The organism is Streptomyces sp. NPDC101490 (assembly GCF_044767145.1).
Lineage (GTDB): Bacteria > Actinomycetota > Actinomycetes > Streptomycetales > Streptomycetaceae > Streptomyces.
Genome location: NZ_JBIWNI010000013.1, coordinates 1 through 23,521, shown reverse-complemented (window position 1 = coordinate 23,521; position 23,521 = coordinate 1). Strand labels below are relative to the sequence as shown.

Annotated in this window: 18 protein-coding genes, 1 tRNA gene and 1 pseudogene; 14 read left to right on the top strand and 6 right to left on the bottom strand. The window is 73.0% G+C overall.

Going from position 1 to position 23,521, the window contains the following annotated elements:
* Positions 1-123: 123 nt before the first annotated feature.
* Entirely contained in the window at positions 124-996 is an 873-nt protein-coding gene (locus ACIRQY_RS22515; RefSeq protein ID WP_403928341.1) for a hypothetical protein, read from the top strand.
* Between the two features lie 328 nt (positions 997-1,324).
* On the opposite strand, the gene ACIRQY_RS22510 is transcribed toward ACIRQY_RS22515, so the two are convergent.
* The 4 genes from ACIRQY_RS22510 to ACIRQY_RS22495 all read right to left on the bottom strand — a co-directional run bounded on the left by ACIRQY_RS22510 (position 1,325) and on the right by ACIRQY_RS22495 (position 5,453).
* A complete protein-coding gene (locus ACIRQY_RS22510; protein ID WP_403928338.1) occupies positions 1,325-3,025 on the bottom strand; it encodes an amidase in 1,701 nt (566 codons plus the stop codon).
* A 201-nt stretch (positions 3,026-3,226) separates the two neighbouring features.
* Positions 3,227-3,394: a hypothetical protein gene (locus tag ACIRQY_RS22505; RefSeq protein WP_351793434.1), complete on the bottom strand. Its 168-nt coding sequence runs from the start codon at positions 3,392-3,394 to the stop codon at positions 3,227-3,229.
* A 203-nt stretch (positions 3,395-3,597) separates the two neighbouring features.
* Positions 3,598-4,233, bottom strand: coding sequence for a response regulator transcription factor (locus ACIRQY_RS22500; protein ID WP_351793431.1), 636 nt, complete (start codon positions 4,231-4,233; stop codon positions 3,598-3,600).
* Positions 4,221-5,453, bottom strand: coding sequence for a sensor domain-containing protein (locus ACIRQY_RS22495; RefSeq protein ID WP_351793428.1), 1,233 nt, complete (start codon positions 5,451-5,453; stop codon positions 4,221-4,223). The genes ACIRQY_RS22500 and ACIRQY_RS22495 overlap by 13 nt, the downstream gene beginning before the upstream one ends.
* A 795-nt stretch (positions 5,454-6,248) precedes the next feature.
* Here ACIRQY_RS22495 and ACIRQY_RS22490 point away from each other — a divergent pair.
* Together ACIRQY_RS22490 and ACIRQY_RS22485 are read left to right on the top strand one after the other, a co-directional pair.
* Positions 6,249-7,196 carry a zinc-binding dehydrogenase gene (locus ACIRQY_RS22490; protein ID WP_403928334.1) on the top strand — a complete coding sequence of 316 codons (948 nt, stop codon included), beginning with the start codon at positions 6,249-6,251 and terminating at the stop codon, positions 7,194-7,196.
* A gap of 606 nt (positions 7,197-7,802) precedes the next feature.
* A complete protein-coding gene (locus ACIRQY_RS22485) occupies positions 7,803-8,282 on the top strand; it encodes a hypothetical protein (protein ID WP_403928331.1) in 480 nt (159 codons plus the stop codon).
* Between the two features lie 122 nt (positions 8,283-8,404).
* Here the strand turns inward: ACIRQY_RS22485 and ACIRQY_RS22480 are convergent, their stop codons facing one another.
* A complete protein-coding gene (locus ACIRQY_RS22480) occupies positions 8,405-10,810 on the bottom strand; it encodes a hypothetical protein (protein WP_403928329.1) in 2,406 nt (801 codons plus the stop codon).
* A 3-nt stretch (positions 10,811-10,813) separates the two neighbouring features.
* Positions 10,814-10,887 (bottom strand) — tRNA-Pro (locus ACIRQY_RS22475).
* A gap of 216 nt (positions 10,888-11,103) precedes the next feature.
* Here ACIRQY_RS22475 and ACIRQY_RS22470 point away from each other — a divergent pair.
* The 11 genes and pseudogenes from ACIRQY_RS22470 (at position 11,104) to ACIRQY_RS22420 (ending at position 23,090) form a co-directional block, all read left to right on the top strand.
* Positions 11,104-11,754, top strand: coding sequence for a hypothetical protein (locus ACIRQY_RS22470; RefSeq protein ID WP_403928326.1), 651 nt, complete (start codon positions 11,104-11,106; stop codon positions 11,752-11,754).
* A gap of 127 nt (positions 11,755-11,881) precedes the next feature.
* Positions 11,882-12,397 (top strand): hypothetical protein, encoded by a 516-nt coding sequence (locus ACIRQY_RS22465; protein ID WP_403928323.1) that lies wholly within the window; start codon positions 11,882-11,884, stop codon positions 12,395-12,397.
* Positions 12,398-12,448: 51 nt separating this feature from the next.
* The gene (locus ACIRQY_RS22460; RefSeq protein ID WP_403928320.1) at positions 12,449-13,978 is read left to right on the top strand and encodes a carboxylesterase/lipase family protein; all 1,530 of its coding nucleotides are present in this window, start codon (positions 12,449-12,451) and stop codon (positions 13,976-13,978) included.
* A gap of 414 nt (positions 13,979-14,392) precedes the next feature.
* Positions 14,393-15,577, top strand: a complete 1,185-nt coding sequence (locus tag ACIRQY_RS22455) for an inositol-3-phosphate synthase (protein ID WP_403928317.1) — start codon at positions 14,393-14,395, stop codon at positions 15,575-15,577.
* Positions 15,574-16,464 (top strand): SCO3242 family prenyltransferase, encoded by an 891-nt coding sequence (locus ACIRQY_RS22450; protein ID WP_403928314.1) that lies wholly within the window; start codon positions 15,574-15,576, stop codon positions 16,462-16,464. The genes ACIRQY_RS22455 and ACIRQY_RS22450 overlap by 4 nt, the downstream gene beginning before the upstream one ends.
* Positions 16,461-17,355 (top strand): annotated as a pseudogene (locus ACIRQY_RS22445) (sugar phosphate isomerase/epimerase family protein). The gene ACIRQY_RS22450 and the pseudogene ACIRQY_RS22445 overlap by 4 nt, the downstream one beginning before the upstream one ends.
* On the top strand, positions 17,331-17,849 hold the full coding sequence (locus ACIRQY_RS22440) for an EboA domain-containing protein (RefSeq protein ID WP_403928312.1): 519 nt from the start codon (positions 17,331-17,333) through the stop codon (positions 17,847-17,849). The pseudogene ACIRQY_RS22445 and the gene ACIRQY_RS22440 overlap by 25 nt, the downstream one beginning before the upstream one ends.
* A 1-nt stretch (position 17,850) precedes the next feature.
* Positions 17,851-18,708: a TatD family hydrolase gene (locus ACIRQY_RS22435; protein ID WP_403928309.1), complete on the top strand. Its 858-nt coding sequence runs from the start codon at positions 17,851-17,853 to the stop codon at positions 18,706-18,708.
* The gene (eboE, locus tag ACIRQY_RS22430) at positions 18,708-19,952 is read left to right on the top strand and encodes a metabolite traffic protein EboE (RefSeq protein WP_403928306.1); all 1,245 of its coding nucleotides are present in this window, start codon (positions 18,708-18,710) and stop codon (positions 19,950-19,952) included. Before ACIRQY_RS22435 ends, eboE begins: the two co-directional genes overlap by 1 nt.
* Positions 19,949-21,343, top strand: a complete 1,395-nt coding sequence (locus ACIRQY_RS22425) for an alkaline phosphatase family protein (RefSeq protein ID WP_403928303.1) — start codon at positions 19,949-19,951, stop codon at positions 21,341-21,343. The genes eboE and ACIRQY_RS22425 overlap by 4 nt, the downstream gene beginning before the upstream one ends.
* Before the next feature lie 247 nt (positions 21,344-21,590).
* Positions 21,591-23,090 (top strand): DUF4157 domain-containing protein, encoded by a 1,500-nt coding sequence (locus ACIRQY_RS22420; RefSeq protein WP_403928300.1) that lies wholly within the window; start codon positions 21,591-21,593, stop codon positions 23,088-23,090.
* Positions 23,091-23,521: the final 431 nt, after the last annotated feature.

Sequence of the window (23,521 nt, the reverse complement as noted above, 5' to 3'; positions counted from 1 at the left end):
CACCGGGTGGGCGTGGTGGGGGCGCCCGGGTGGGTCCCCGCCCCCTCCCGGGTCGCGCCCTTTGTTGTGCTTTGACTGGGGGGGCCCCCCGGGGGCGGGCGCCCCCCACTTCTCTTTTCAGGGATGGAAAGCATGACCAATCGGCGGGCATCGGCCGTCTTAGCTCTGCTTCTCTTGTCGGGCTGCACATCGGCCACCACCCCGCCGGCGGACCGTGTCACGTCAGAGGTCACGGAACCGACAGCCGAGGTGAGAAGCCTGGTCCTACCCTTCGATCGCTACGAGCTGTCGCCGCAGGAGTTCTTTCTCGCAGATGGCGCTCTTGATCTGCTCGTACTGGAGTGCATGCGCGAGCGAGGATTCGACTGGAAGGTGATCAAGAGGCCAACAGGCGCTCAGGATCTACGAAACCGGCGGCGCTACGGGGTCATAGAGATGAATGTGGCCACCCGATATGGCTACGAGGCTCCCCCGATTCCTCGGGACCAGGACACCGCTCGGATGAAAAACGAGCGCTACGATCAGCTTTCCCGTACGGAAAAGGTAGCAGCGTTCGGCACCAAGGACTCAGAAGGCTGCATGGAGATGGCCAGCCGGGCCCTCTACGGAGATTCCCACGCCAACTACAAGCGCTTCACCAATTATCACCGCGAAGTGCACTACGGAGCCAAGAAGAGGCCACCCGTTTCGCGGGCCCTGGGCTCTTGGAGCACCTGTATGGAACTCAAAGGTTACGATTACAAGGACCCCGCCGAGGCCATCGACGACCAAGGATGGAGGTCGAAGGACGGCCGACGAGGTACCCCCAGAGAAGTGGCACTCGCTGTCGCAGACGTCACCTGCAAGCAGCAAAGCGGGCTGGTGAAGAAATGGTTCTCGATGGAGAAGGAACTTGAGAATCTGAAGATCAAAAACAACTCGGACTACTTTCGCGGCTTACTGAAAGAGAAAGTAAAGCTGATGGAAAAAGTGCGAGCGATTCACGCAGCCGCCTGAGCCGCCGCGCCCTGCGCCCGCCCTCTGCTTCTGGTGGTGCCCCGTCACTGCGCTCTCCGGCAGGGGCACTTCCGCGCGAGTGGGCAGAAGGCGCCGCGTAACGAGAAGGCTTACGCACCTGAGGATTCGTGCGACCGACTTTGGCGAGCCGGTCACTCCGAGCGTGTTGGGATCCGTACCGTCACCAGACTGTGCGGGGCCTGGCGGGTTTCCGGCCTCCACCACGCGGTCCAAGCCGTCGCCCACATGCACGACCTCGCCCTGGCGAGGTGATCAGACCACCCGGAAATGGCCCTGATCTGCCCAGACACGAGCTTCTGCAACACGCTCAGGACCGGCCGGGCAGGGTGGGGAGGTAGGTGGGCGCCTTGCGGACCGGGGCGGCCTTCTCGAATGCGTACGCGTAGCTGAGCAGGTTGGCGTCGCTGAAGCGCGTGCCGAGGAAGGAGACTCCCAGCGGCAGCGTGTCCCGTGCGTAGCCGGCGGGCACGGTGATGTGGGGGTAACCGGCCACTGCGGAGTTGCGGGTGGAACTCTCGAAGGGCGTGGGGTCGAGCGCTTCGACGGCTGAAGCGGGGATGCCGGTGGGGGTGACGATGGCATCGAGCCGGTGCTCGGCGAGAACGCCGTCGATGGCCTGACGGGCCTGACGAGTCGCGGCGCTGCGGTGCTGGCGGTAGACCGGGGCGTTGACGTCTCCGTCGGTCTTGTCGGCCATTTCGAAGAGTTCCTGGCCGAACTTCGGCATCTCGACGGTGGAGTTCCGCTTGTTGAACGCGATGAGCTCGGTGAGGTTCTTGGGGTGGGGGCCTGGGGTGGCGGCCAGGTAGGCGTTGAGGTCGTGCTTGAACTCGGTCAGCACCGCGGGAAGCATGTCCTTGCGCATCATGTCTGTGGAATCGGCCACGTCCGCACCCTCGACGAGGGTGGCGCCGAGCGCTCGGAGCCGCTGGACAGCCGTGTCGAAGGCACGGTCCACGTCCGGGTCGATGCCTGTGTGTCCCTTGCGCCACACGCCGATGCGCTTGCCGCGCAGGGCGTTCGGGTCGAGCACCTCTCGGTGGTCGGAGGGGAGGGCGGTGTCGGCGTCGGAGGTGGCCGGGTCGGCGGGGTCCGTTCCGTGGATGGCCCAGAGCGCCAGGGCGGCGTCCGTCGTGTTGCGGGCGATCGGACCGGCGGTGTCGTGGCGGCTGGTGAGGGGAATCATGCCGCTGCGGCTGACCATGCCGAGGGTGGGCTTGACGCCGACGGTGGAGGTGGCGCTCGCGGGGCACACGATGGAGCCGTCGGTCTCGGAGCCGATGGTCACGGCGGCCAGGGCGGCTGCTGCGGCGACCGCGGAGCCGCTGGACGATCCGCAGGGGCTCCGGTCGAGTACGTAGGGGTTACGGGTCTGGCCGCCGGTGGCACTCCATCCGGCCGTCTGCTCGGGGGACCTGAAATTGGCCCATTGCGACATGTTGGCCTTGCCCAGGATCACCGCACCCGCTGCGCGGAGCTTCTTCACCAGGAAGGCGTCCTGTGCAGGCTTGGAGTGCAGCAGCGCGGTGGAGCCGGCGGTGGTGGGCTGGCGGTCCGCGGTGTCGATGTTGTCCTTGATGAGAACGGGGATGCCTTCGAGCGGCCCCCGCGCCGCGCCGGTGCGGCGCAGCTCGTCGCTCTCGCGTGCGAGGTCCAGTGCGTCCGGGTTCACGGTGACGACGGCATTGAGGCGGGGGTTGAGGCGATGGATCCGGTCCAGGTATGCCCGGGTCAGTTCCCTGGACGTCAGGCGCTTGCCCTTCATGTCCTCCTGAAGCTCCAGGATCGTGGCGCGGTCCAGCCGTTCGTCCAGTCGTCCGTCGCGCTTCCCGTCGTTCTTCGGAGCGTACGGGGCTGCTCCGCCGGCCGAGGCCGCGGAAGCGGCCGGGCGCGGCCCGTCGTCCGGTGTGCAGGCCGCCAGGGGAACGAGCAGACAGGCTGCCGATACCGCGATCGCCTTGTGCCGTCGCGTGGTTCGAATGAGCGAGCGCATCAGTTGCTTCTCCAAAGAGACGAGGGAAGGAAGGCCCTGTGTCCGTACAAAAGAGCCTATGAAGGGTGTCTTTTCGGAACGACAGGGATGGCTCCCCGCTCGGGAGTGGTACGGGCTACACCCCTGAGGGGGTGTTCGTTCTCCGCAACACGACGAGGAGGGGGTGTCCGGCTCTCTGCCGGACACCCCCTCCTCAGGCGCTCTCGCCGCTACGGGTCACTTCTTGCCGCTGGTCAACCACAGTCCCATCCCCGACCCGACGAGGACGACGCCGCTGCCGACCGCGGCCAGGATCCTTGTGGCGCCGGTGTAGTGGGCGAAGGTGCTGACGTAGACCGCCGCCGCGGTGGAGACGAGGAGCAGCAGCCAGAGCACGGGCTTCATCAGGGGTTCCTCCTGGTGTGCGCCCCGGCGGCCCGATGGGCGCCGGGGTGGGATCTCTTACGCCGTCCACCTTCTCTCCGCGCCCCCGGTCGGCGCATCGGACCGTCCCCCCGAAGCCGGGGTGTAGCCCGCTACACCTGCGGGCACGGACACCTGTGCGGGCACGGACACCTCGCCGTGCGGACGGCCGTCGGCGACGCGGGTCAGGCGTTCAGATAGGCGAGCACCGCGAGGACCCGGCGGTGACCGCTGTCGGTCGGCGGCAGGTTCAGCTTGGCGAGGATGCTGCCGATGTGCTTGCTGACGGAACGTTCGGTGATGAACAGCGTCGTGGCGATCGTGGGGTTGTCCAGGCCCTGGGCCATCAGCCCGAGGACCTCCCGTTCCCGGGGGGACAGCGCGTCGAGCGGGTCCCGGCGGCTCATCAGCTGGGAGACGACCTCGGGGTCCAGCGCCGTTCCGCCCGCGGCGACGCGCTCCAGCGCGTCCTGGAACTCTTCGATGTGTCCCACGCGGTCCTTGAGCAGGTAGCCGATCCCGGAGGCGCCCTGTCCGAGCAGTTCGGCGGCGTAGCTCTCCTCGACGTACTGGGAGAGCACCAGGAGCGGCAGGCCGGGGACGAGTCTGCGGGCCTCGATGGCGGCACGCAGCCCCTCGTCGCGGAATCCGGGCGGCAGCCGGACATCCAGGACGGCGATGTCGGGCCGGTGCTCCAACAAGGCGGGGACAATCTCGGGCCCGCTTCCCACGACGGCCACGATCTCGTGCCCGACGTCCTCCAGGAGCAGAATCAGGCCCTCGCGGAGAAGGACGTTGTCCTCCGCGATCACGATCCGCACGGCAGCACCACCTCAATCGTCGTTCCGGAACCGACAGGGCTGTCGATCCTCGTCGTACCGTCCAGGGCGGCGACCCGTCGGCGCACCCCGGCGAGTCCACTGCCTCCGGCGGCGCCGGGGGCGGCCCCACCGCGCCCGTCGTCCCGCACGACGACGCGCAGCGCGGGGCCGTCGTACAGGAGCGACACCTGAGCCCGGCTCGCCCCGCTGTGCCGGGCGATGTTGGTCAGCGCCTCCGAGACGACGAAGTAGGCGGCGGCCTCCACGGCGGCGGGAGGACGGCGGTCGGTCTCGGGAAGTTCCAGGGTGGTGGGGATCGGCCGGCCCGCTGCCAGGGAGCGAATGGCTCCGTTCAGCCCGCGGTCGGAAAGGATCGGCGGGTGGATGCCGCGGATGACGGCGCGCAGCTGGGCGAGGGCGTCGTCCACGGTGGCCTTGGCGTCGAGCACCATTCTCCTGGAACCCTGAGGGTCCTTGTCGAACCGGCGCTCGGCCAGGGCCAGCCGCATGGCCACCGCCACGAGCTGTGCCTGGGTTCCGTCGTGGAGGTCACGTTCGATCCGTCTGAGTTCCGCCTCGTGGGCCTGGAGGGCTCCCGCGCGGGAGGCGGCCAGTTCCTCGATCCGCCGTCCGGGGCCGGTCCAGGTGCCGAGCATGATCTCGGCGATCCAGGTCTCCAGCTTCACCGCGGCGGGGGCCAGCCACAGGAAGAGGGCGGAGAAGAGCCAGGCACACACCGCGGACAGGACGATCGCCTGCATCCAGGTGGTGAGGGGAGCCGCGAGGAGGGTGAGGGTTCCGCCGGGCAGGGTCCACCACCACAGCGGGATGGAGATCGTCAGCAGAAGGCTGAACAGCACTCCCAGGACCAGGACGGGAAGGACGAGCCCCACGGCGCCGTGCACCAGCATCCACGCCACGTCCTTGCGGGTACCCGGGAAGCGCAGCAGCTGCAGCGTCCGGCGGTAGGCATGGCCTTCGGGCGTCGGGTAGGGGCGGCGCACGGGGCGGCCGAGAACGCGTTCGGCACGTCGGCGTTCGGCGTCGGTCAAGGCACGCAACGGCCGCACCGCCCACGGCAGGATCGGCACGAAGATCAGCGAGAGGCAGACGATCGGCAACAGAAAGTAACCGGCCAGCGAAGGCAGGGCGGTAGCGAGTCCACCCAGCAGGTACCTCGTGGATCGTAGGCTGCGGAGCGCCCTTGCCTTCAGGTCCATGGGGCAAGACGGTACTTCATGGGATATCCCCTTGTCATAGGTGTGCGCTCCACCTGGCGGGTGGAGCCCGCTACACCCCGGATCAGGGGGAGGACCGCTACCGTCTGCTCGGCTTGCGTGATGACGTTCGGTACCCATTCTGACAGCGCAGCCGACGGATGGACCGCAGCGAACCACTCGCCCGGGATCCGTCGGGCAGTCCGTGGAGCGGGCGTTTCCGCAGTCGGCGGGCCTGGAACGACCGGCCGAGGGCTCCCGGGTCAGGGTTCTGTCGGGCTGTCGGGCTGTCGGGTCCGGGTTCTGTCGTGCTGCCGGGGTCCTTCCGGCTCCTGCGGGGCTCGTCGACCGGTGAAGGAGGACGGCGGGCTTCCTGGAGAGCCGCCCCGGCCCGGGGAGTCCGCGGCCGGGCCGCCGTGCACGTAGCCGTACGAGAAGCGGGCGCGTGGTGAGCGTGGCGGCGGCCGAGGCCGGCGCGTCCCCGGAGACGGCCCCCGGCCCCTCGGCGGTCTGCCGGGCGTCGCCTTGCCGGTGGCGATCGGTCCGTCCGGACGGTCCCTGACCGGCGGGAAGGGGACGGCCGGGAGGAGGAGGGGAGCGCGGGGTCCACCCGGCGGTCCTGATCCGTCCGCCCGGGTCGTGTCCTGGGATCCGTACGACACGACCGGCGGCCGCACCTTCTATGGTGGTGGCGACCGTGGCCGTACCGGCCGGCCCGGCCCCCGGCGCGGACCGCTGGTGTCCGCGCCCTCCTCACAGCGCCCGGACGCGCGCTCCGGGGCGGACAAGGACGACCGCATGAGAGCAGTGCTTCACGGCCCGCAGGGGCTGCACCTCGGCGACGTGCCCGAGCCCCGGCCCCGGGACGACGAGGCCCTGGTCGCTGTAGCGGCGGTCTCGCTGAACTTCCGGGAGGTCGCGGACCGTCCGGCGAGCACCCCCGGCGGAGGGGTTCCCGGCTGGGACGCCGCCGGGACCGTCGTCCGGGGCGCGGCCGACGGCTCGGGGCCCCCGGCGGGAAGCCGGGTCGTCACCTTCGGCTGGGAGGGGGCGTGGGCCGAACTGCGCGCGGTCGGCACCGCGAACCTGGCGGTCGTGCCGGAAGCGGTCGGCCTCGGAGCGGCCGCCGCCCTCCCGGTCGCCGGGGTCACCGCGCTCCAGGCGGTGCGGGGGCTGGGCTCGGTACTCGGCCGCCGGGTGCTGGTCACCGGCGCGTCGGGCGGGGTGGGCCGCTTCGCCGTCCAGCTCGCGGTCCTCGCCGGGGCCCATGTCATCGCCTCCGTGGGCGACGAGAGCCGCGCCGAGGGCCTGCGTGAACTGGGGGCCCACGAGATCGTCCTGGGGCCGGGTGCCCTGTCGGAACCGGTCTTCGGGGTCCTCGACCACGTCGGCGGCGACCAGCTCGCGGAGGCGTTCCTCCGTCTCGCACCCGGAGGGGTCCTCCAGGCGGTGGGCCGCGCCGCGGGCCTGCCCACCACTCTCGACTTCGAGGCCGCCGGGGAGGCGTCCCCCGGAGGGCGCCTCCAGAACTTCAGCGTCACCGCCCCCTTCGGGGCCGATCTCACGGTCCTGCTGCGTCTGCTGGAGTCCGGACGGCTGACCTCCCCGATCGGCCGGCGCGGCCCCTGGGACCAGGCCGAGAGCGCGGCCGCCGCCCTTCTGTCCCGCCGTGTCCTCGGCAAGGTCGTCCTCGACGTCCCCGGGTCCGACCGCTGGACGACGGAGCCCGGCGGCGCGACATCGTGATCCACGACTGACGCCGACGTCGGTCGATCCGTTGGTTGGTTGACTGGTTGGTTGACTGGGTGACTGGCTGGCTCGGCGGCTGGTCGGTTGGTCGGCCGATCGGTTGACTGAAGACCTTCCGGCCCTCTCGGTGCTCGGCCACGCGGGCGCGGCACGCCGGGACGGGGGCGGAGGCGGGCTCGGGACGCGGCGGGCGAGGTCGGTCGCGACCCCGGCTGAAGCCCCGGGGCCCAGGCCGAGGGCTCCCGCCCCACCCGACCTTCGTGCCCCGCTCCGCGACGACCGCTCAGAGCTGGGGGAACGGGCGGCGTGGGTTCCATCACCGCAGCGGTCTCCGCGCGGGAACCGCCTCCTCCGGCCGTATGGAGGAGGCGATGCCCTCGACGACCGGCCGCCCCACGTGCACGGCCGCCCGCGCGGCGCCCGCCTGTCCCGGCCTCGATGTCCCCGCGATCAGCGGGGCCTTGAAGGCCCTCGCGGCACACCCGGGCGATGACCGGCTGGATCCGCCCCGAGGGGTTTCGACGATCCGGTCGGTACCGGCACATGCCGCCCGTGGGAAGGGAAAGCATGGGGATGTGGGCCGATGATCTCAGGAATCCATGGATGAAGGGGGAGGGCCTCGGCATACGGGGACGGCCGCTGTACCTGGTTCTGTCGCTGCTCCTCATGCTGCGGGCGGGCCGCCAGTGGTGGGGGCGGCGGCAGGTGCGCAGGCTCACGGGGCAGGTGGCCACGGAGCCGTCCCTTCCCACGCCCGAGCGGCCCGAGCCGGTGCTCCGTGCGGCGGCGGCACGAGGAGAGGCACGGGCCATACGCGAGCGGGGCGACCTCGACGGCGCGGAGCACTGGTACGGCCGGGCCGCGGCGACCGGCGACAGAGGGCCGCCGAGAACCTCCGCCGCCGCCGCCATCGCCACGGCCGATGACCTCCCGGGACCACCGCGCCGGTACGGTCCGCCGGACGAGCACCCGAGCGGAGCCCGGGCGGTGGTCGGGGCGGAGCCCGGGCGGTGGTCGGGGCGGAGCCCGGGCGGTGGTCAGGGCGGAGCCCGGGCGGTGGTCAGGGCGGAGCCCGGGCGGTAGTCGGCCCTCCTCGACGGGCCGTCCGCCGCGTGACGGGGCCCGTGACGGGGCCCGCCTCGTCGGGCCGGGAGCATCCCTGCCCGTCTGCGGACGGCTGCTCCCCTCCCCGGCGGCTCCCGGGGTCAACTCATCCAGTGGCCGTCCACGCTCCAGCCCAGGAACCTGCGGGCCGACGTGCCCGGTACGGTTCCGTCGGGCCCGAAGCCGCCGCCGGAGGCCACCAGCCGGAGCCCGGCGACCGCCGGTCCCAGCCGGTCGGCCACGTGCGGGGGCTGCCGGGCCGTCTCGGAGGCCACCCACTCGACGACCGCCGCCTGACGGCCCGGTGGGCACAGCGACAGGTGGAAGAGCATCTGCCGCCACGCGTACGCGGCGTCCTTGACCATGCCCAGCGGGCGCGGGTGCCCCTGCACCCGCGCGACGAGTCGGCACACCGTGACGAAGCAGGCTCGGGCCAGTGCCTCCCACCCCGGGGCGGGCGCGATGCCGACGTGCCGCACCAGGACGGCCAGGTTGTGGGTGGTGAGGATCTGCGCCTGTTCGATCACGGTGCCGTTCGCGGCGGGCCGTGACCAGTTGCCCGGCCTCGCCACGGTCTCGCCCCGCGCCCGTTCGGCACATGTCCGGCCGAACGCCTCCGCCGCCGTGGGCCCCGGCCCGCGCGACGGACCGCCACGTCGCGTGCCGCCCTCCGGCCGGGGGCCGACGGCCAGGCTCCGGACCGCCGCGCAGTCGATCCCGTAGTAGCGGGCGTACGGGCTGCCGTCGAGGAGCTCGGCAGCGGTACCGGCCGCGTCGAGGAACTTGGGGGTGAAGACGCCCATGAAGATGTCCGCCGCGAGCTCTTCGACGAACGGTGCCGTCAGGTCCGCCTGCCGCGCCAGCTGCGCCAGCTCGCGCACCAGCGGATTCGGCAGCAGCGTGCCGGGGAAGGCGCTCACCGCGAGCTCGGCGATCTGACGCAGCGCGGCAGCGGACGCCTCCCGCGCCCGTTCGGCCGCGTGGCGGTCGGTGCCGTGCCGGGCGACCGCGCGCACCCAGGGAAGCTCGTCGACCCGCACCTGGCGCTGGAGGTTCAGGAGCAGCAGGGAGCGGCGGTTGCGGAACGCGCGGTAGGTCGCCGCCGCCAGCGTGCGCAGCGCGGGGTCGGTGAACCGCTGGGCCGCGGTCTCCGCGACCGTCTGCGGGACCAGGGTGGCGAGTACTTCGGCCGAGGGGACGAGACCGCGTTCGACCAGCGTGTCCAGGGGAGCGCTCAGGGAGGAGCCGACGGCCTGCCGCAGCCTCGTGGGGACGGTCGTGCCGGCCGGCAGTCCGGTCGCAGCGGCCTCGACGGCGGTCACCGGTACGACGGGTGACTCGATGTCGGCGGTTCCGGACCGCTGGTCGAGGCCCGCCAGCCGATCCGCGACGAGCGCGGCGATCCGGTGGTGCGAGGGTGCCTCCGCCTGGTGGGCCTGCGCGCGGCGCAGCGCGGTGTGCGCGGGCGACCCCGGGAGGCCGCGCTTGGCCACCATGGACGCCACCGCGTGGCGCACCAGTCCCGCGAGCCTCGGTGACACCGGTCGTCCGGCCGCCCTGTCCTCGACGGCGCGCCGCAGGATGGCCGGGTTCGCCTTCGGGTCTCGGTGTCTGCCGCAGAGTGGATGGGACGAGGCGAGTTCCCCGTACCGTGCGAGCAGGTCGGCGGCTTCGTTCCGGTGGTCGGGCGCACCGGCGGCCGGACGGTCTCCACGGCCGTCCTCGGCCGGTGTCGCACGGGTGGGGTGGTCCGGTGCGCCGCCGTGCGGTGCTTCCGCGACGTCGAGGAGGTGGCGCAGCCAGTACGCGAGGAGTTCGTCCTCGAAGGGGCGCCAGACGGCCAGCGCCTCACGCTGGGCCTCGATGGCGGGGCTGGCACGGCGGGCGCTCAGGCGCGCGGCCACTTCGCCCACGGTGCGGCGGTGGACCGCGCCCGGCGCGGCTGCCGGGCGGTCGGCGGGGCGGGGCAGGAAGCGGATCAGGTGGGCGTACGGCTGGAGTTCCGTCACCAGGGCGGCGGCCGTCTCGATGTCCCCGGCCCGCAGCAGCCAGGCGACCGTGAGCAGCGCGGTCTCCTCGGGGAGCGCGGCCTCGTAGCGCCCGCTGTCCAGCAGTTCCCCCAGCGTGCCGAGACCTTCTGCGGTCAGGGCGTGGGCGAACAACGCGGCTCGGGTGGCGGGAACGCCCGCCCGTCGGGCGGCCTCCTCCTCGAAGGGGGCGAGGGGCCCGCCGGCGGCGGCGCTGCCTGTGGCGAACCCGCCGAGCACGATCTCGGGGGTGGCCCAGACGGGGAGCCCGGCCACGGGTGTGCGGGAGCCGACAGCGAGCCTTCCGTCCGTGATTCCCGACAGGACCTGTCGCCACTGCCGCGTCCGGCCTTGTGCGCGGTCGCGCACGGCGCTGTCCGGATGGGCCTGGCGGGTGCGCAGTGCCCGGGCCAGCTGGGCGGAGGCGTAGGCCGGATCGATGGGCGTCGTCGGGAGCTGCTGATCAGCGGTCTCGTTCATGAGCCGACGTGGCAGGATCTGCCCCTGCGCCCTCCGGGTCCCTAGCCCGGCGCTCTGACTGACTGAGCTACACGTCGTCGACGGCGAAACCCTAGGCGGGTGGCCGACGGCTCGGCAATCGATTTCACGGCTGGCGCTCCCGCCCCTCCCCCGGCGCGGACCGACGGCCGCCCGTCGCGCGCTTCCTCCTCGCGGTCCGCTGGAAGTGCGTCGGCGCCGGGGCGACTTGGTGTCCGGGTACGCGGAGACCGGGCGGGGTCCCGCTGTCGGTGCCGGGCAGTAGGTTGCCGCGCATGCTGACTGACGGAGCTGAGGAGGCCGCCGTGCACGGTGTGGCATGGGTGGAGCGGGTCCTTGAGAAGGTGCGGCGGGATCCGGGCGGGTCCGCCCTGGAGTACCGGGACGTGCCGTGGGTCACCGACGGCGTGGCGTCGCCGCTGCCGCCCGCCCGTCTCGCCGACCTGTGCTTCCCTTCGGGCAGGCCGCTCTCCCCGAGCCTCCGGGCCTGGCTGGCGTACGACATCAGCCTGTTCGAACGGCACGACTGGTTCGCCTCGGACGGCGGCCTCGGCCCCCGCCCCCTCTCGGAGCTGGTGGGCGACGAGTACGGCGCGATGTGGGCCCCGGAGTTCGCCCTCTTCGACGAGCGGTTCCCGGAGTGCTTCCTGCTCCCCGGGGGCTCTGACTCGCGCCGTTTCCTCGCCGTCACCGAACCCGACGCGCTGGGCGAGTATCCGGTCCTGGCGCTCGACTTCGACGACCTGCCGTGCGTCTGCCTGATGTATCCGGGCTTCGACGTCTACGCGGCGGACACCGCGGGCCTCCTCGGCCTGCCCTTCGGGACCTACTCGGAGCTGGCCGACGACCGGACCTACGGCCCCCGGATGCGGCACCACGCGATCCACTGCTTCGCCGGAGAACGCGAGGCGCAGTTCCCCTTCTGAGGGCCTCGACTGCCCCGGAGCGGGAGGCGGAAGCGGACGGCGGCGGTCGCCGCTGACCTCCCGTCACCATGAGGGGCGGGCGCACCGGGTCCGACGGCACGGCCACCCCACAGGACGGAGTTCCGCCATGACGGCCGAGGCCGCTGCCGCGCCCTTCGACGCCGACCCGGACGGCGGGCGGTCCTCGGCGCCGCTGATCGACCTCGCCGAGAGCCGCCTCTTCACGGCCGCCCTGCGGGCCGCTGCCGCCCTCGGGGCCGCCGACCACCTCGCCGGCGGTCCCGGGACGGCGAGTTCGCCTTCCATGTCTCCACCACCGGGCTGCCCTTCGCCGTCCGGGGGTTCCTCCTCCGGCCGTCCCGACGGCGAGGAGTCCGTCGGGACGCCCGGCTCCACCCGTGTCACCCGGTACTGGCACGGCCTGCGCCGTGGCCGCCGGGGCCGGACCGCCGACGTCCTCGGGCGCCTCGCCGCCGGTACGTCCCCGACGGCCCGGATCGACACCGCCCGGGCCGGAACGGCCACCACCCTCACCCGCCTGAAGAGCGCGGTCGAGGCGGAGCGGGCGGTGAGGGAGCGCCAGGGCGTGTTGCGACGCCGCCACCTCACCGAGCAACGGGCATATGCAGGCAAAAGCCACTAGGCTCAGGGGTCTTCGACCATCGACGTCCCGACCCAGGGTGAGGCCCCTCGCATGACCGACGGACTCCTGGCAGACACCACGAGCGGGCCGGTGCGCGGCCGAGCCCTGGCCGACGGCACCCGCCTCTTCGCCGGGATCCCCTTCGCCGCGCCCCCGGTGGGCGAGCTGCGGTTCCAGCCACCGGAACCGCCCCGGCCGTGGCGCCGGGTGCGCCCGGCCGAGGAGTTCGGCGCCGCCCCGGCCCAGGGGGCCTCCGTGCTGACACCGGCCGACGGGGGCAGGTCCACCTTCCCCAGTTTTCCCACCGCGTCGATCACCCGGACCTCCGAGGACTGCCTCCACCTCAACGTGTGGGCCCCCGCCGCCGCCACACCGGGCACGCCCCGCCCGGTGATCGTCTGGATCTACGGCGGCGGGTTCGAGGCCGGTTCCGCCGCGCCCCCGTACAGCGACGGACACGCCCTCTCCCGGCTGACCGGCGCGGTGGTGGTGTCCGCCAACTACCGTCTGGGCGCGTTCGGGTTCCTGCACCTCGCCGACTTCGGCGGGCGGTGGGCCCGCGCCACCAACGCCGCCCAGCAGGACCAGATCGCGGCCCTGCGCTGGGTCCGCGACAACATCGCCGCCTTCGGGGGAGATCCCGGCGCCGTGACCGTCGCCGGACAGTCCGCGGGCGCGTTCTCCATCGGCGCCCTGCTGGGCTGCCCGGCGGCCGCCGGACTCTTCCACCGGGCCGTCCTGCTCAGCGGGAGCACCGCACGGATCACCGATCGCGCGTCGGCCGCCGCCGTGGCGGGCGATCTGCTCGACGCCCTGCGGATCACGGACCCCGACGAGCTGGTGAAGGTCTCCGCCCAGCGGATCCTGGGCGCTCAGGGCAGCGTGGTCTCCGGTGACATCGGCGCCCGCAACCTGCCCGGCGGCCGGGCCTGGGCGACCGTGCTGGACGGCGACGTCGTGCCGCGCGCCCCGCAGGAGGCGGTCGAGTCCGGCGCCGTCGCGCACATCCCCCTCCTCGTCGGGACCACCCGGGACGAGGTACGGGTGTTCCAGCTCCTGGCGGGCGACGCGTACCGGCCCGCCGACGAGGAGGCACTCCACGCCGAGATGCGCCGGATCGGGACCGCCGACCCGGCCGCGCTCCTCGACGCCTACCGGCGGCGGACCGGGGCGACCGAGCTGGCCGACCTGCGCACCGCGTTCCTGAGCGACGCCGTCTACCGGGTTCCCGCCACCCGTCTCGCGGGGGCCCAGACCGCGGCGGGCGGACGGGCGTACCACTTCCTGCTGTGCGAGGAACCGTGCGGTCCCGGGATGGGCGCCTTCCACGGCAGCGATCTGCTCTACGTCTTCGACAAGCTCGCCGAGGTGGACGCGGCCACCCCCGGGCATCTCGCCGTCCGGGACCGGCTGGCCGCCGCTCTGGGCTCGTTCATCGAGACGGGCGACCCGGGATGGCCGCCCTACGAGGCCGGGGCCCCGGACACCTCCCGCACCCTCGGAGGCTCCTCGGGCGCGCACTTCAGGAGCGCGAGCGAACCGCCCGCCGACGACGTGACCGCCCTGTGGCCCTCGCCCTGACCTGACTCCGAGCCCCACTCCGGTGGAGCCGGTCCAGCCGGTACGACCGGCGCCACCTGACCGCTTGTGCCGGGCGCGCACACGTCCACCCCGCGCCCGCCCCGCCGCCGAACAGGCCGTCCGGCGTCGTACACCGACCGCGCGACCGGCCCGGCCCCGCTCCGGACGCACCGTCAGGCCCTCCCGGACCGGCGGAGACCACGGAGGCGAGCGCGTCTCCGCGCGGGCCCGGTCCGACCGGCCGAGGTCCGCGGAGCATCCGAGCCCGCGCCCCGGCATTCGGCCCGTCCGCCCGGGGGCGAGGACCGGCCGACCGGGCCCCCGCGCCGATCCCGGTCGGGTTCATGGCCTGCCCCGCCGGGAAAAGTCCTCCTGCCACATCCATCCCTCCCGCCCCGAAGGAAGGAACCTCCTATGAAGGACATATCCACCCCCGGTGCCGGGCGCACCGGGGTCTGGTTAGTCGGCGCCCGAGGTTCGGTGGCGACCACCGTGGTCGTCGGCACCTCGGCCGTCGCGGCCGGACTCGTCCCGCCCACCGGGATGGTCTCGGAGCTCCCCGCATTCGCGGGCCGCGGGCTCCCGCCCCTCGACCGGCTGGTCTTCGGCGGTCATGACGTGACCGAGGTGCCGCTGTCCAAACGGGCGGAACAACTGGCCGCCGGCGGGGTGTTCCCGGCGGCGCTGCTCCCGGCGGCGGCCGATGCCCTCGAAGCGGCCGACTGCGAGATCCGGCCCGGCGCCCGGCCGGACTCCGGGCGCCCCCAGCGCGAGACGGCCGCCGCGCTCGCCGGGGACATCGTCGCGTTCCGCGACCGGCACGCGCTCGACCGGGTCGTGGTCGTCGACGTCTCCTCGACGGAGCCGCCGCTCGTCCCGCACCCCGCCCACGACGGCCTCGACGGCCTGGAGGCCGCGCTGGGCGAACCGGCCGACGTCCTGCCCCCCAGCTCCCTGTACGCCTACGCGGCGCTCCGCGCCGACTGCGGGCACGTCGGATTCACCCCCTCCCCCGGCATGTCTCCGCCCGCGCTGCGGGAACTCGCCGCCCGGCGGGGCCTGCCGTACGCGGGCCGCGACGGGAAGACCGGCGAGACCCTGGTCCGCACCGCCCTCGGCCCGGTGTTCGCCCACCGGGCGCTGCGGGTGCGCTCCTGGTCGGGCACCAACCTGCTCGGCGGAGGCGACGGCGCCACCCTCGCCGATCCCGGGGCCGCGCTGAGCAAGAACGCCTCCAAGCGCAGCGGTCTGACCGCCCTGCTCGGCGACGGGGTGGAGGGCCTGACCCACATCGACCACGTACCGAGCATGGGCGAGCTGAAGACGGCGTGGGACCACATCGCCTTCGAGGGCTTCCTCGGCACCGCCATGACCCTCCAGTTCACCTGGCAGGGCGTCGACTCGGCGCTCGCCGCGCCCCTCGTCCTCGACCTGGCCCGGCTCCTCGCGCTCGCCGGGGAACGCGGTGCGACCGGTCCGCAGGAACAGCTCGGCTTCTTCTTCAAGGACCCCTTCACGGCGGACGGCGCATCGGCCGAGCACCGGCTGGTCGCCCAGTTCGAGGCGCTGCGGGACTGGTACGCCGGAGCGGCCCGGTGACCGCGCCGGGGATCGTCTCCCGGGCCGGCGCCCTGCTGGAACTCGTCCGCGCCCCGGCCGCGCTCACCGTGCTCGGCGACGCCCTCGCGGGCGCGGCCTCCGCCGGGCGGCCCGCCGACGCGGGCCGGACGGTCCGGCTCGCCGCCGCCTCCAGCTGCCTCTACTGGGCTGGAATGGCCCTCAACGACTACGCGGACCGGCGGGAGGACGCCGAGGAGCGTCCCGGCCGTCCGCTGCCCTCCGGCCGGATCGGCCCCCGTACCGCACTCGTCACCGCCGTCGCCCTCACCGGCGCGGGCCTCGCCTCCGCCGCCGCGGCCGGAGGCCGGGACACCCTGGCGGTCGCCGTGCCGCTCGCCGCCACCGTGTGGGCGTACGACCTGGCCCTCAAGCACACCCCGTACGGTCCCGTGGCGATGGCCTCCGCCCGCGGGCTCGACGTCCTCATGGGCGCGGGGGCGCGGCGGTCCGGACGGGCCCTCGTCCCGGCCGCCCTGCTCGCCGCGCACACCTGCGCGATCACCCGGGTGAGCCGCGCGGAGACCCGGGGCGCGGGCGCCTCCCTGCCGGCCGGGGCCCTCGCCGTGACCGGCGCGGTCGGCCTGCTCGGCGCCGCCCTGACCCCCCGGACCGCCACCCGCGCCGAACGCGCCGCGTCGACCGCGCTCCTCGGCGGCTACGCGCTGGCGGCCGGCTCCGCGCAGCTCGCCGCCACGGTCCGCCCCGACGCCACCCGGCTGGGGCGCGCGGTGGGGGCGGGGATCCACGCCATGATCCCGCTGCAGGCGGCGCTCACCGTACGCGGCGGCTCACCGCGCGCCGCGTTCTCGCTCCTGGCCGCCTATCCGCTGGCCAGGAGCCTGTCCCGGAAGGTGTCCCCGACATGACCGCGCTGCGCTTCGGCTACGGCACCAACGGGCTGGGCGACCACCGGCTCGACGAGGCCCTGGAGGTGATCGCGGGCCTGGGGTACGGCGGGGTCGCACTGACCCTGGACCGGGCCCATCTCGATCCGTACGCCCCGGGGCTCGGCCGCCGTCTGGCCCGCACCCGCAGGAGACTCGCGGCCCTCGGGCTGTCCGTCGTGGTGGAGACGGGCGCGCGCTATCTCCTCGACCCCTGGCGCAAGCACTCCCCCACCCTGCTCGACGCCGAGCCGGGGGGCCGTGCGCGCAGGCTCGACCATCTGCGGCGGGCCGTCGGGATCGCCGCCGAACTCAAAGCCGAGGCGGTCTCCTTCTGGAGCGGCACCCCGGCCCCCGGCCAGGACGGCGAGGAGGCGTTCGGCCATCTCCTGGACGGCTGCGCGGCGCTGGTGGAGACCGCCGTGTCCGCCGGTGTCCGCCTCGGCTTCGAGCCGGAGCCGGGGATGCTCGTCGCGGACCTGGACGGCTACGAACTCCTGCGGAAGGCCCTCGGGGCGCCGGAAGCCTTCGGCCTCACCCTGGACATCGGCCACTGCCGGTGCCTGGAGCCGTCGTCACCCGCCGACTGCGTGCGAAGGGCGGCGCCCTGGCTGGTCAACGTACAGATCGAGGACATGCGCCGGGGAGTCCACGAGCACCTGGAGTTCGGCGAGGGCGAGATCGACTTCCCTCCGGTCCTGGCCGCCCTGTCCGAGTCCGGCTACCAGGGGCTGGTCTCCGTGGAGCTGCCGCGTCACGGGCACAGCGGCCCGCTGACGGCCGCCCGGTCGCTCGACGCGCTGCGCGCGGCCGCCGCGCACCCGTGGACGGCCGACGCGGTCCGGCGCGTGCGCGCCGACCCGGCCGCCCTGACCGCGCTGTTCCCCGTCGCCGCGCGGCACACCGGTGCCGGTACCGGTGACGCCGTACGCGCCCAGCTGCTCCAGGCGCACGGCGGCACGGCCGAGGAGCGGGCGGCGGCCCTGGAGGGGCTCTACCGGCGGGGCGACCCGGCCGAGCGGATCGCGGTGCTGCGGGCCCTCCCGCTCCTCGACCGGGACGGCGCGGTCGGCCCCTCGGCGCTGCCGCTGGTCACCGAAGCCCTGCGCAGCGACGACGCGCGGCTGGTCACCGCCGCCGTCGGGCCCTACGCCGCCCGGTACCTCGACCAGCCCGCCTGGCGTCAGGCGGTCCTGAAGTGCGTCTTCATGGGCATCCCGCTGGACGCGGTCGCGGGGCTGGCCCGCCGCTCCGACCCCGAACTCACCCGCATGTTCACGGCCTTCGCCGCCGAGCGCACCGCCGCGGGCAGGCCCGTACCCGAGGACCTGACGACCCGGCCCGACCTCCACGACACCGGAGAGTGACATGCGCATCTTCGACCCCCACATCCACATGACGTCCCGCACCACTGATGACTACCGGGCCATGCGGACCGCGGGTGTGCGGGCGCTCGTCGAGCCCGCGTTCTGGCTGGGCCAGCCCCGCACCTCCCCGGGCAGCTTCCGCGACTACTTCGACGGGCTCCTCGGCTGGGAGCCGTACCGTGCCTCCCGGTACGGCATCCGGCACCACTGCGCCCTCGCGCTCAACCCGAAGGAGGCCAACGACCCGCGCTGCGTCCCCGTCCTCGACGACCTGCCCGGCTATCTGCTGAAGGACGGCGTGGTCGCCGTCGGCGAGATCGGCTTCGACTCGATGACCCCGGCCGAGGAGCACGCGTTCACCGTGCAGCTGGCGCTCGCCCGCGAGCACGGCCTGCCCGCCCTCGTGCACACCCCGCACCGCGACAAGGCCGTCGGCACCGCCCGCTCCCTGGAGATCGTCCGCGCCGACGGCATCGACCCCGGCATGGTCGCGATCGACCACCTCAACGAGGTCACCGCCCCCCTGGTCGCGGACTCGGGATGCTGGATGGGCTTCTCCGTCTACCCCGACACCAAAATGGACCCGGACCGGATGGTGGAGATCCTCGCGTCCCACGGCACCCATCGCGTCCTCGTCAACTCCGCCGCCGACTGGGGCCACAGCGACCCGCTGCGCACCCACGCGACGGGCCTCGCCATGCTCGCCGCCGGATTCACCGAGGACGACGTGGACCAGGTGCTGTGGCGCAATCCGGTCGAGTTCTACGGACAGAGCGGACGGCTGGTCCTCGACGACCCCGGCAGCCCCCTTCCGGAGTCCGTGTTCGCCGGGAACTCGATACGCAGGGGAGGCAGCTGATGCGGCTGCGCCATCCCGGCGGCGGGACCGTCCACCTCGGCTACTGCACCAACGTGCATCCGGCGGAGGACTTCGACGGCGTCCTCGCCCAGCTCGACGCCTACGCGCTGCCCGTCCGCGAGCGCCTCGGCGAACCGGTCCTGGGCGTCGGCCTGTGGCTCGCCCGCCCCGTCGCCGACGCCCTCGCCGCCGACCCGGCCCTGACCCTGCGGCTCCGTACCGAACTCGCCGTCCGCGGCCTGGAGACCGTCACCCTCAACGGATTCCCGTACGCGGGCTTCCAGCGGCCCGTCGTCAAGCGGGCCGTGTACCGCCCGGACTGGTCCTCGCCGGAGCGCCGCCGCCACACCGCGAACCTGGCCGCCGTCCTCGCCGGGCTCCTGCCCGACGACGTCGCGGAGGGCAGCGTCTCCACCCTCCCCTTCGGATGGGCCGCGGACTGGGGGCCGCCGCACACCGAACGGGCGCGCGAGCAGATCCGGATCCTCGGCGGCGAGCTGGACGTGCTCCGGCGGCGGACCGGGCGGACCGTCCGGATCGCGTTCGAGCCGGAACCGGGCTGCCTCGTGGAGACGACCACCGACGCGGTGCGGCACCTGGCGGGGCTCGACCAGCGCCACTTCGGCCTCTGCCTGGACGTCTGCCACCTCGCCGTGGCCTTCGAGGACCCGGAGGACTCGCTGGCCCGGCTGGCCGGGGCCGGGGTCCCCGTCGTCAAGACCCAGGTCTCCTGCGCCCTCCACGCCGAGGACCCCTCGGACGCTGCCACCCGCGCCGCGCTCGCGGCCTTCGCCGAGCCCCGCTTCCTCCACCAGACGCGCCGGGCGGGCCTCGACGGGCGCGCCGCCACCGGGACGGACGATCTGCCGGAGGCGTTCCGGGAACCGGGGGGCCTCGACGACGGCGGCCCCTGGCGCACCCACTTCCACGTTCCCGTGCACGCCGACCCGGTGCCCCCGCTGACGTCGACCCGGCCCGTCCTGCGGGCGGCGCTCGCCGCGCTGCTGCGGCCCGGCCGTCCCGTCACCCGGCACTTCGAGACGGAGACGTACACCTGGTCGGTGCTGCCCCGGCCACCGCGCGACGCGGCGGAACTCGCAGACGGCATCGCCGCCGAACTCCGCTGGACCCGCGACGAGATCCTCGCCCTCGGACCGGTCCGGCCCGAACCCGCGCGCGACCCCGCGCCAGAACCCGAATCCGAATCCGAATCCGAATCCGAATCCGACCGGAGTGTCCGATGAGCGTCGTCGTCCTGGACGTCGTGGGGCTCACCCCGCGCACCCTGGCCCACATGCCCCGGCTGCGGGCCGTCGCCGACCGGGGGTTCACCGCCCCCCTCGACACGGTCCTGCCCGCGGTCACCTGCTCCGTCCAGTCCACCTTCCTCACCGGGCGGACCCCCTCCGAGCACGGCGTCGTCGGCAACGGCTGGTACGACCGGGAGACGGGCGAGGTCGCCTTCTGGCGCCAGCACCACGCCCTCGTGCGCGGGGAGAAGGTCTGGGAGACGGCCCGGCGCACCCGCCCCGGCCTGAAGGTCGCCAACATCTGCTGGTGGTACGCGATGGGGGCGGACGTCGACATCACCGTCACCCCCCGCCCGGTCTACCACCACGACGGGCGCAAGTCCCCCGACTGCTACACGGTCCCGGACGGGCTGCGGGACGCCCTCACGGCCGAGCTGGGGCCGTTCCCGCTCTTCGACTACTGGGGCCCGAAGGCGGGGATCGGCTCCTCCCGGTGGATCGTCGGGGCCACCCGGCGCGTCCTCGCCGACCACGACCCGGACCTCACCCTCGTCTACGTCCCCCACCTGGACTACGACCTCCAGCGGCACGGCCCGGACTCCCCGCAGGCACGCGACGCGGCCCGCGGACTCGACGCCGTCCTGACTCCCCTCCTCGACGACCTGGAGGCGCGCGGGAGCACGGTGGTGGCACTGAGCGAGTACGGCATCACGGAGGTGCGCCGCCCCGTCGACGTCAACCGGGTCCTGCGCCGCGCGGGACTGCTCCACGTCCACACCCAGCGGGGCATGGAGTACCTCGACCCCTGGACCTCCCGTGCCTTCGCCACCCCCGACCACCAGGTCGCCCACGTGTACGTGGCGGACCCCACCGACGTGGAGCGGGTACGGGAACTGCTGCTGGCGACGGAGGGGGTCGAACAGGTCCTGGACCGCGACGGGCAGGAGAAGGCCGGGCTGGCGCACGCACGGTCCGGAGAACTCGTCGCCGTCGCCACCGCCGACAGCTGGTTCACGTACTACTACTGGCTGGACGAGGAGCGGGCCCCCGACTTCGCCCGGGGCGTGGAGATCCACCGCAAGCCCGGCTACGACCCGGCCGAGCTGTTCTTCGATCCGGCCGACCCCCTGGTCATGGCGAGGGCCGTCCTGGGCGTGGCGAAGTCGAAGCTGGGGATACGGACCAGCCTGTCCGTCGTGCCCACGGACCCGTCCTGCGTCCGGGGCAGCCACGGGCGACTGCCGGACGACCCCGACGAGGCTCCCGTCCTGCTCTGTTCCAGACCCGCGCACGCCCGCGCCAGGTTCCACGCCACCGAGGTGAAGGAGTTCCTGCTGGCCTGTCTGGAGGACGACGCGGGACGGGCGACCGGGGCGGCGCCCTGACCGAGCGGGAGGAAAGGGGGCGAGCGGGGCCACGGAACCCGCTCGCCCGTCCGCACGGACGAGCGGGGGCGAGGGCGAGGGACAAGGGGGAGAGCGGGGGGCAAGGGGTAAGGGGGAGAGCGGGGGCGAGGGCAGACTGCCCGAAAGGTCACCGATCCTGCGCGAATCGCTCCTTCACCGCGCTGTCGCAGCCGTGATACCCAGGGACCCATACCCGCCTTCCGCCCCCAGAGAGGTCCCCTTCCGCATGCGCAGCCACGATCCCGGCAAGGCCCCCGACCGCGCAGAGCCCGACCGGTCGGCACGACCGGCCACCACAAGCGCCGGGCGCGCCGCGGCGGGCCCGTTCTCCCCCACGGCGCTCCTCGCCCTGCAGCGCAGCGCAGGAAACGCCGCGGTCGTCCAGATGCTCCGCCGGGCCGGACAACTCCCCGCGCAGGACCCGCAGCGCCACCAGCACGGTGCCGGCTGCGGCCATGAGCAAGCCGAGTCGGCCCCGGTACAGCGCTCCGCCGTCGACGACGTCCTCACCGGCTCCGGCAGGCCCCTGGACGCACCGGTCCGCCAGGAGATGGAGGCGCGGCTGGGCGCGGACTTCTCCCGCGTCCGCCTGCACACCGGTACCGCCGCTCAGCGCTCCGCCGCCGAGATCGGCGCCCGCGCCTACACCTCCGGCGAAAACGTCGTCATCGGCGACGGCGGAAGCGACAAGCACACCCTCGCCCACGAACTCACCCACGTCATCCAGCAACGCCAAGGCCCCGTCGCGGGAACCGACAACGGCAGCGGGCTGAGAGTCAGCGACCCGACGGACCGTTACGAACGCGCCGCGGAAGCCAACGCAAGGCAGGCGATGGCCACTGCTTACGACCCGTCGGCGGGTTCCCGTGCCGCCCAGTCGTCCGTTGGCCATGCTTCCATCGCGAGGCCGTCCGTACAACGCACTCACCGCACCGAGGGACATCCGGTCTACCCCGAGGTGAAAACGACCAGCGACCCCGAAACCATGACGGCGAATGTCCAGGCCCACGAGGAGTACCCCACCTACTGGACCCTCATGAAGAACGCGGGTTTCGAGGAAGACGTCATCCATGATTCCTGGCAGATAATTCTCGGCGGCCTCAGCGCACAACCGGCGCTCAACGAGCAGGCTGAACTCCTCGGTGGAACGCTGTCGGAGAAGAGAGCGGTACGGAACGAGAACTCGTGGTACATCGAATTCGCCAAGTACATGGAACCGCACCTCAAGATCGAAGCAGCGAGCCTCGCCCTCTGGTCGGGCGGAATCGGCGCCAGCCTCTACGCGCGCACGCAGAACTGCACGCCGCTGGAGGACACAAAGATAGGAAGGATCGTCCACCAGCTGGTTCTCCATGAAGTATGGGCCAACAAAGGACCGTTCTGGAACAACATCTCCAAGATGTTCGTGAATCAGCTGGAAAAGAACGCCTCCGCGGTCCATGTCTACATGAGGACGGACGACCCGCAGAGCGTGCTGCAGTCACAGGAGCTCCCGCGCATCGAGGCGATCAACACAGCCAGGGCGCTGAAGGAGCAGACTCAGATACCGGTCGTCTGGCATGCTCTCTACACGGTTGGACCACAGGGAGACCCGAACTGTGGAATCAAGGAGATCGCATCGGACGGCAGACTCGTGGACAATTGCGAATACACCAGCCACACCGATTGTGCCAAAGCACTCCAAGAAGGCCACGCACGAAACGGTGTACCCACCAGACAGGACTGATGCGTTCCCAGCAGGTGGTTTTGAGGCTGTAATTTCACTAGGCCGGGGCGTCTGCCCGGGATGAGCCAGGGCGGGTGGGCGACCATGGGTGGCGTTGGCCGCCACCCCCACCTCGGCGAGCCGACTCAGGCCGCGTTCGAGATCTGCCGGATGGTGACGAACAGCCACTCCGGGCAGGGGTGTGTGTACGCGTTACGGTGGCCCTCTCGTCGCTGAACAGCATGTCGGGCAGCGCCGAAGCAGGGGTGCGGAGCCGTCTCACGGCGGGCAGGGACCCGGTCACGGCTCGCCGGAGGCATCTCTCCCGCCGTAACAGCGGCCGGGGCCGACCGATGCCCCTAGGGCGTGTCTTCAAAGACTCCTTGATGGGGCATCATGTGGTGCATGGTGCGGCGGCATGAGCTCTCGGACGAAGAGTGGGTTGTGCTGTC

Coding starts and splice junctions, on each gene's coding strand:
- ACIRQY_RS22490 (WP_403928334.1), top strand. CDS start 6,249: ATGAGAGCAGTGCTTCACGGCCCGCAGGGGCTGCACCTCGGCGACGTG.
- ACIRQY_RS22480 (WP_403928329.1), bottom strand. CDS start 10,810: ATGAACGAGACCGCTGATCAGCAGCTCCCGACGACGCCCATCGATCCG.
- ACIRQY_RS22515 (WP_403928341.1), top strand. CDS start 124: ATGGAAAGCATGACCAATCGGCGGGCATCGGCCGTCTTAGCTCTGCTT.
- ACIRQY_RS22455 (WP_403928317.1), top strand. CDS start 14,393: ATGAAGGACATATCCACCCCCGGTGCCGGGCGCACCGGGGTCTGGTTA.
- ACIRQY_RS22420 (WP_403928300.1), top strand. CDS start 21,591: ATGCGCAGCCACGATCCCGGCAAGGCCCCCGACCGCGCAGAGCCCGAC.
- ACIRQY_RS22435 (WP_403928309.1), top strand. CDS start 17,851: ATGCGCATCTTCGACCCCCACATCCACATGACGTCCCGCACCACTGAT.
- ACIRQY_RS22485 (WP_403928331.1), top strand. CDS start 7,803: ATGAAGGGGGAGGGCCTCGGCATACGGGGACGGCCGCTGTACCTGGTT.
- ACIRQY_RS22465 (WP_403928323.1), top strand. CDS start 11,882: ATGACGGCCGAGGCCGCTGCCGCGCCCTTCGACGCCGACCCGGACGGC.
- ACIRQY_RS22460 (WP_403928320.1), top strand. CDS start 12,449: ATGACCGACGGACTCCTGGCAGACACCACGAGCGGGCCGGTGCGCGGC.
- ACIRQY_RS22505 (WP_351793434.1), bottom strand. CDS start 3,394: ATGAAGCCCGTGCTCTGGCTGCTGCTCCTCGTCTCCACCGCGGCGGCG.
- ACIRQY_RS22425 (WP_403928303.1), top strand. CDS start 19,949: ATGAGCGTCGTCGTCCTGGACGTCGTGGGGCTCACCCCGCGCACCCTG.
- ACIRQY_RS22495 (WP_351793428.1), bottom strand. CDS start 5,453: ATGGACCTGAAGGCAAGGGCGCTCCGCAGCCTACGATCCACGAGGTAC.
- ACIRQY_RS22470 (WP_403928326.1), top strand. CDS start 11,104: ATGCTGACTGACGGAGCTGAGGAGGCCGCCGTGCACGGTGTGGCATGG.
- eboE (WP_403928306.1), top strand. CDS start 18,708: ATGCGGCTGCGCCATCCCGGCGGCGGGACCGTCCACCTCGGCTACTGC.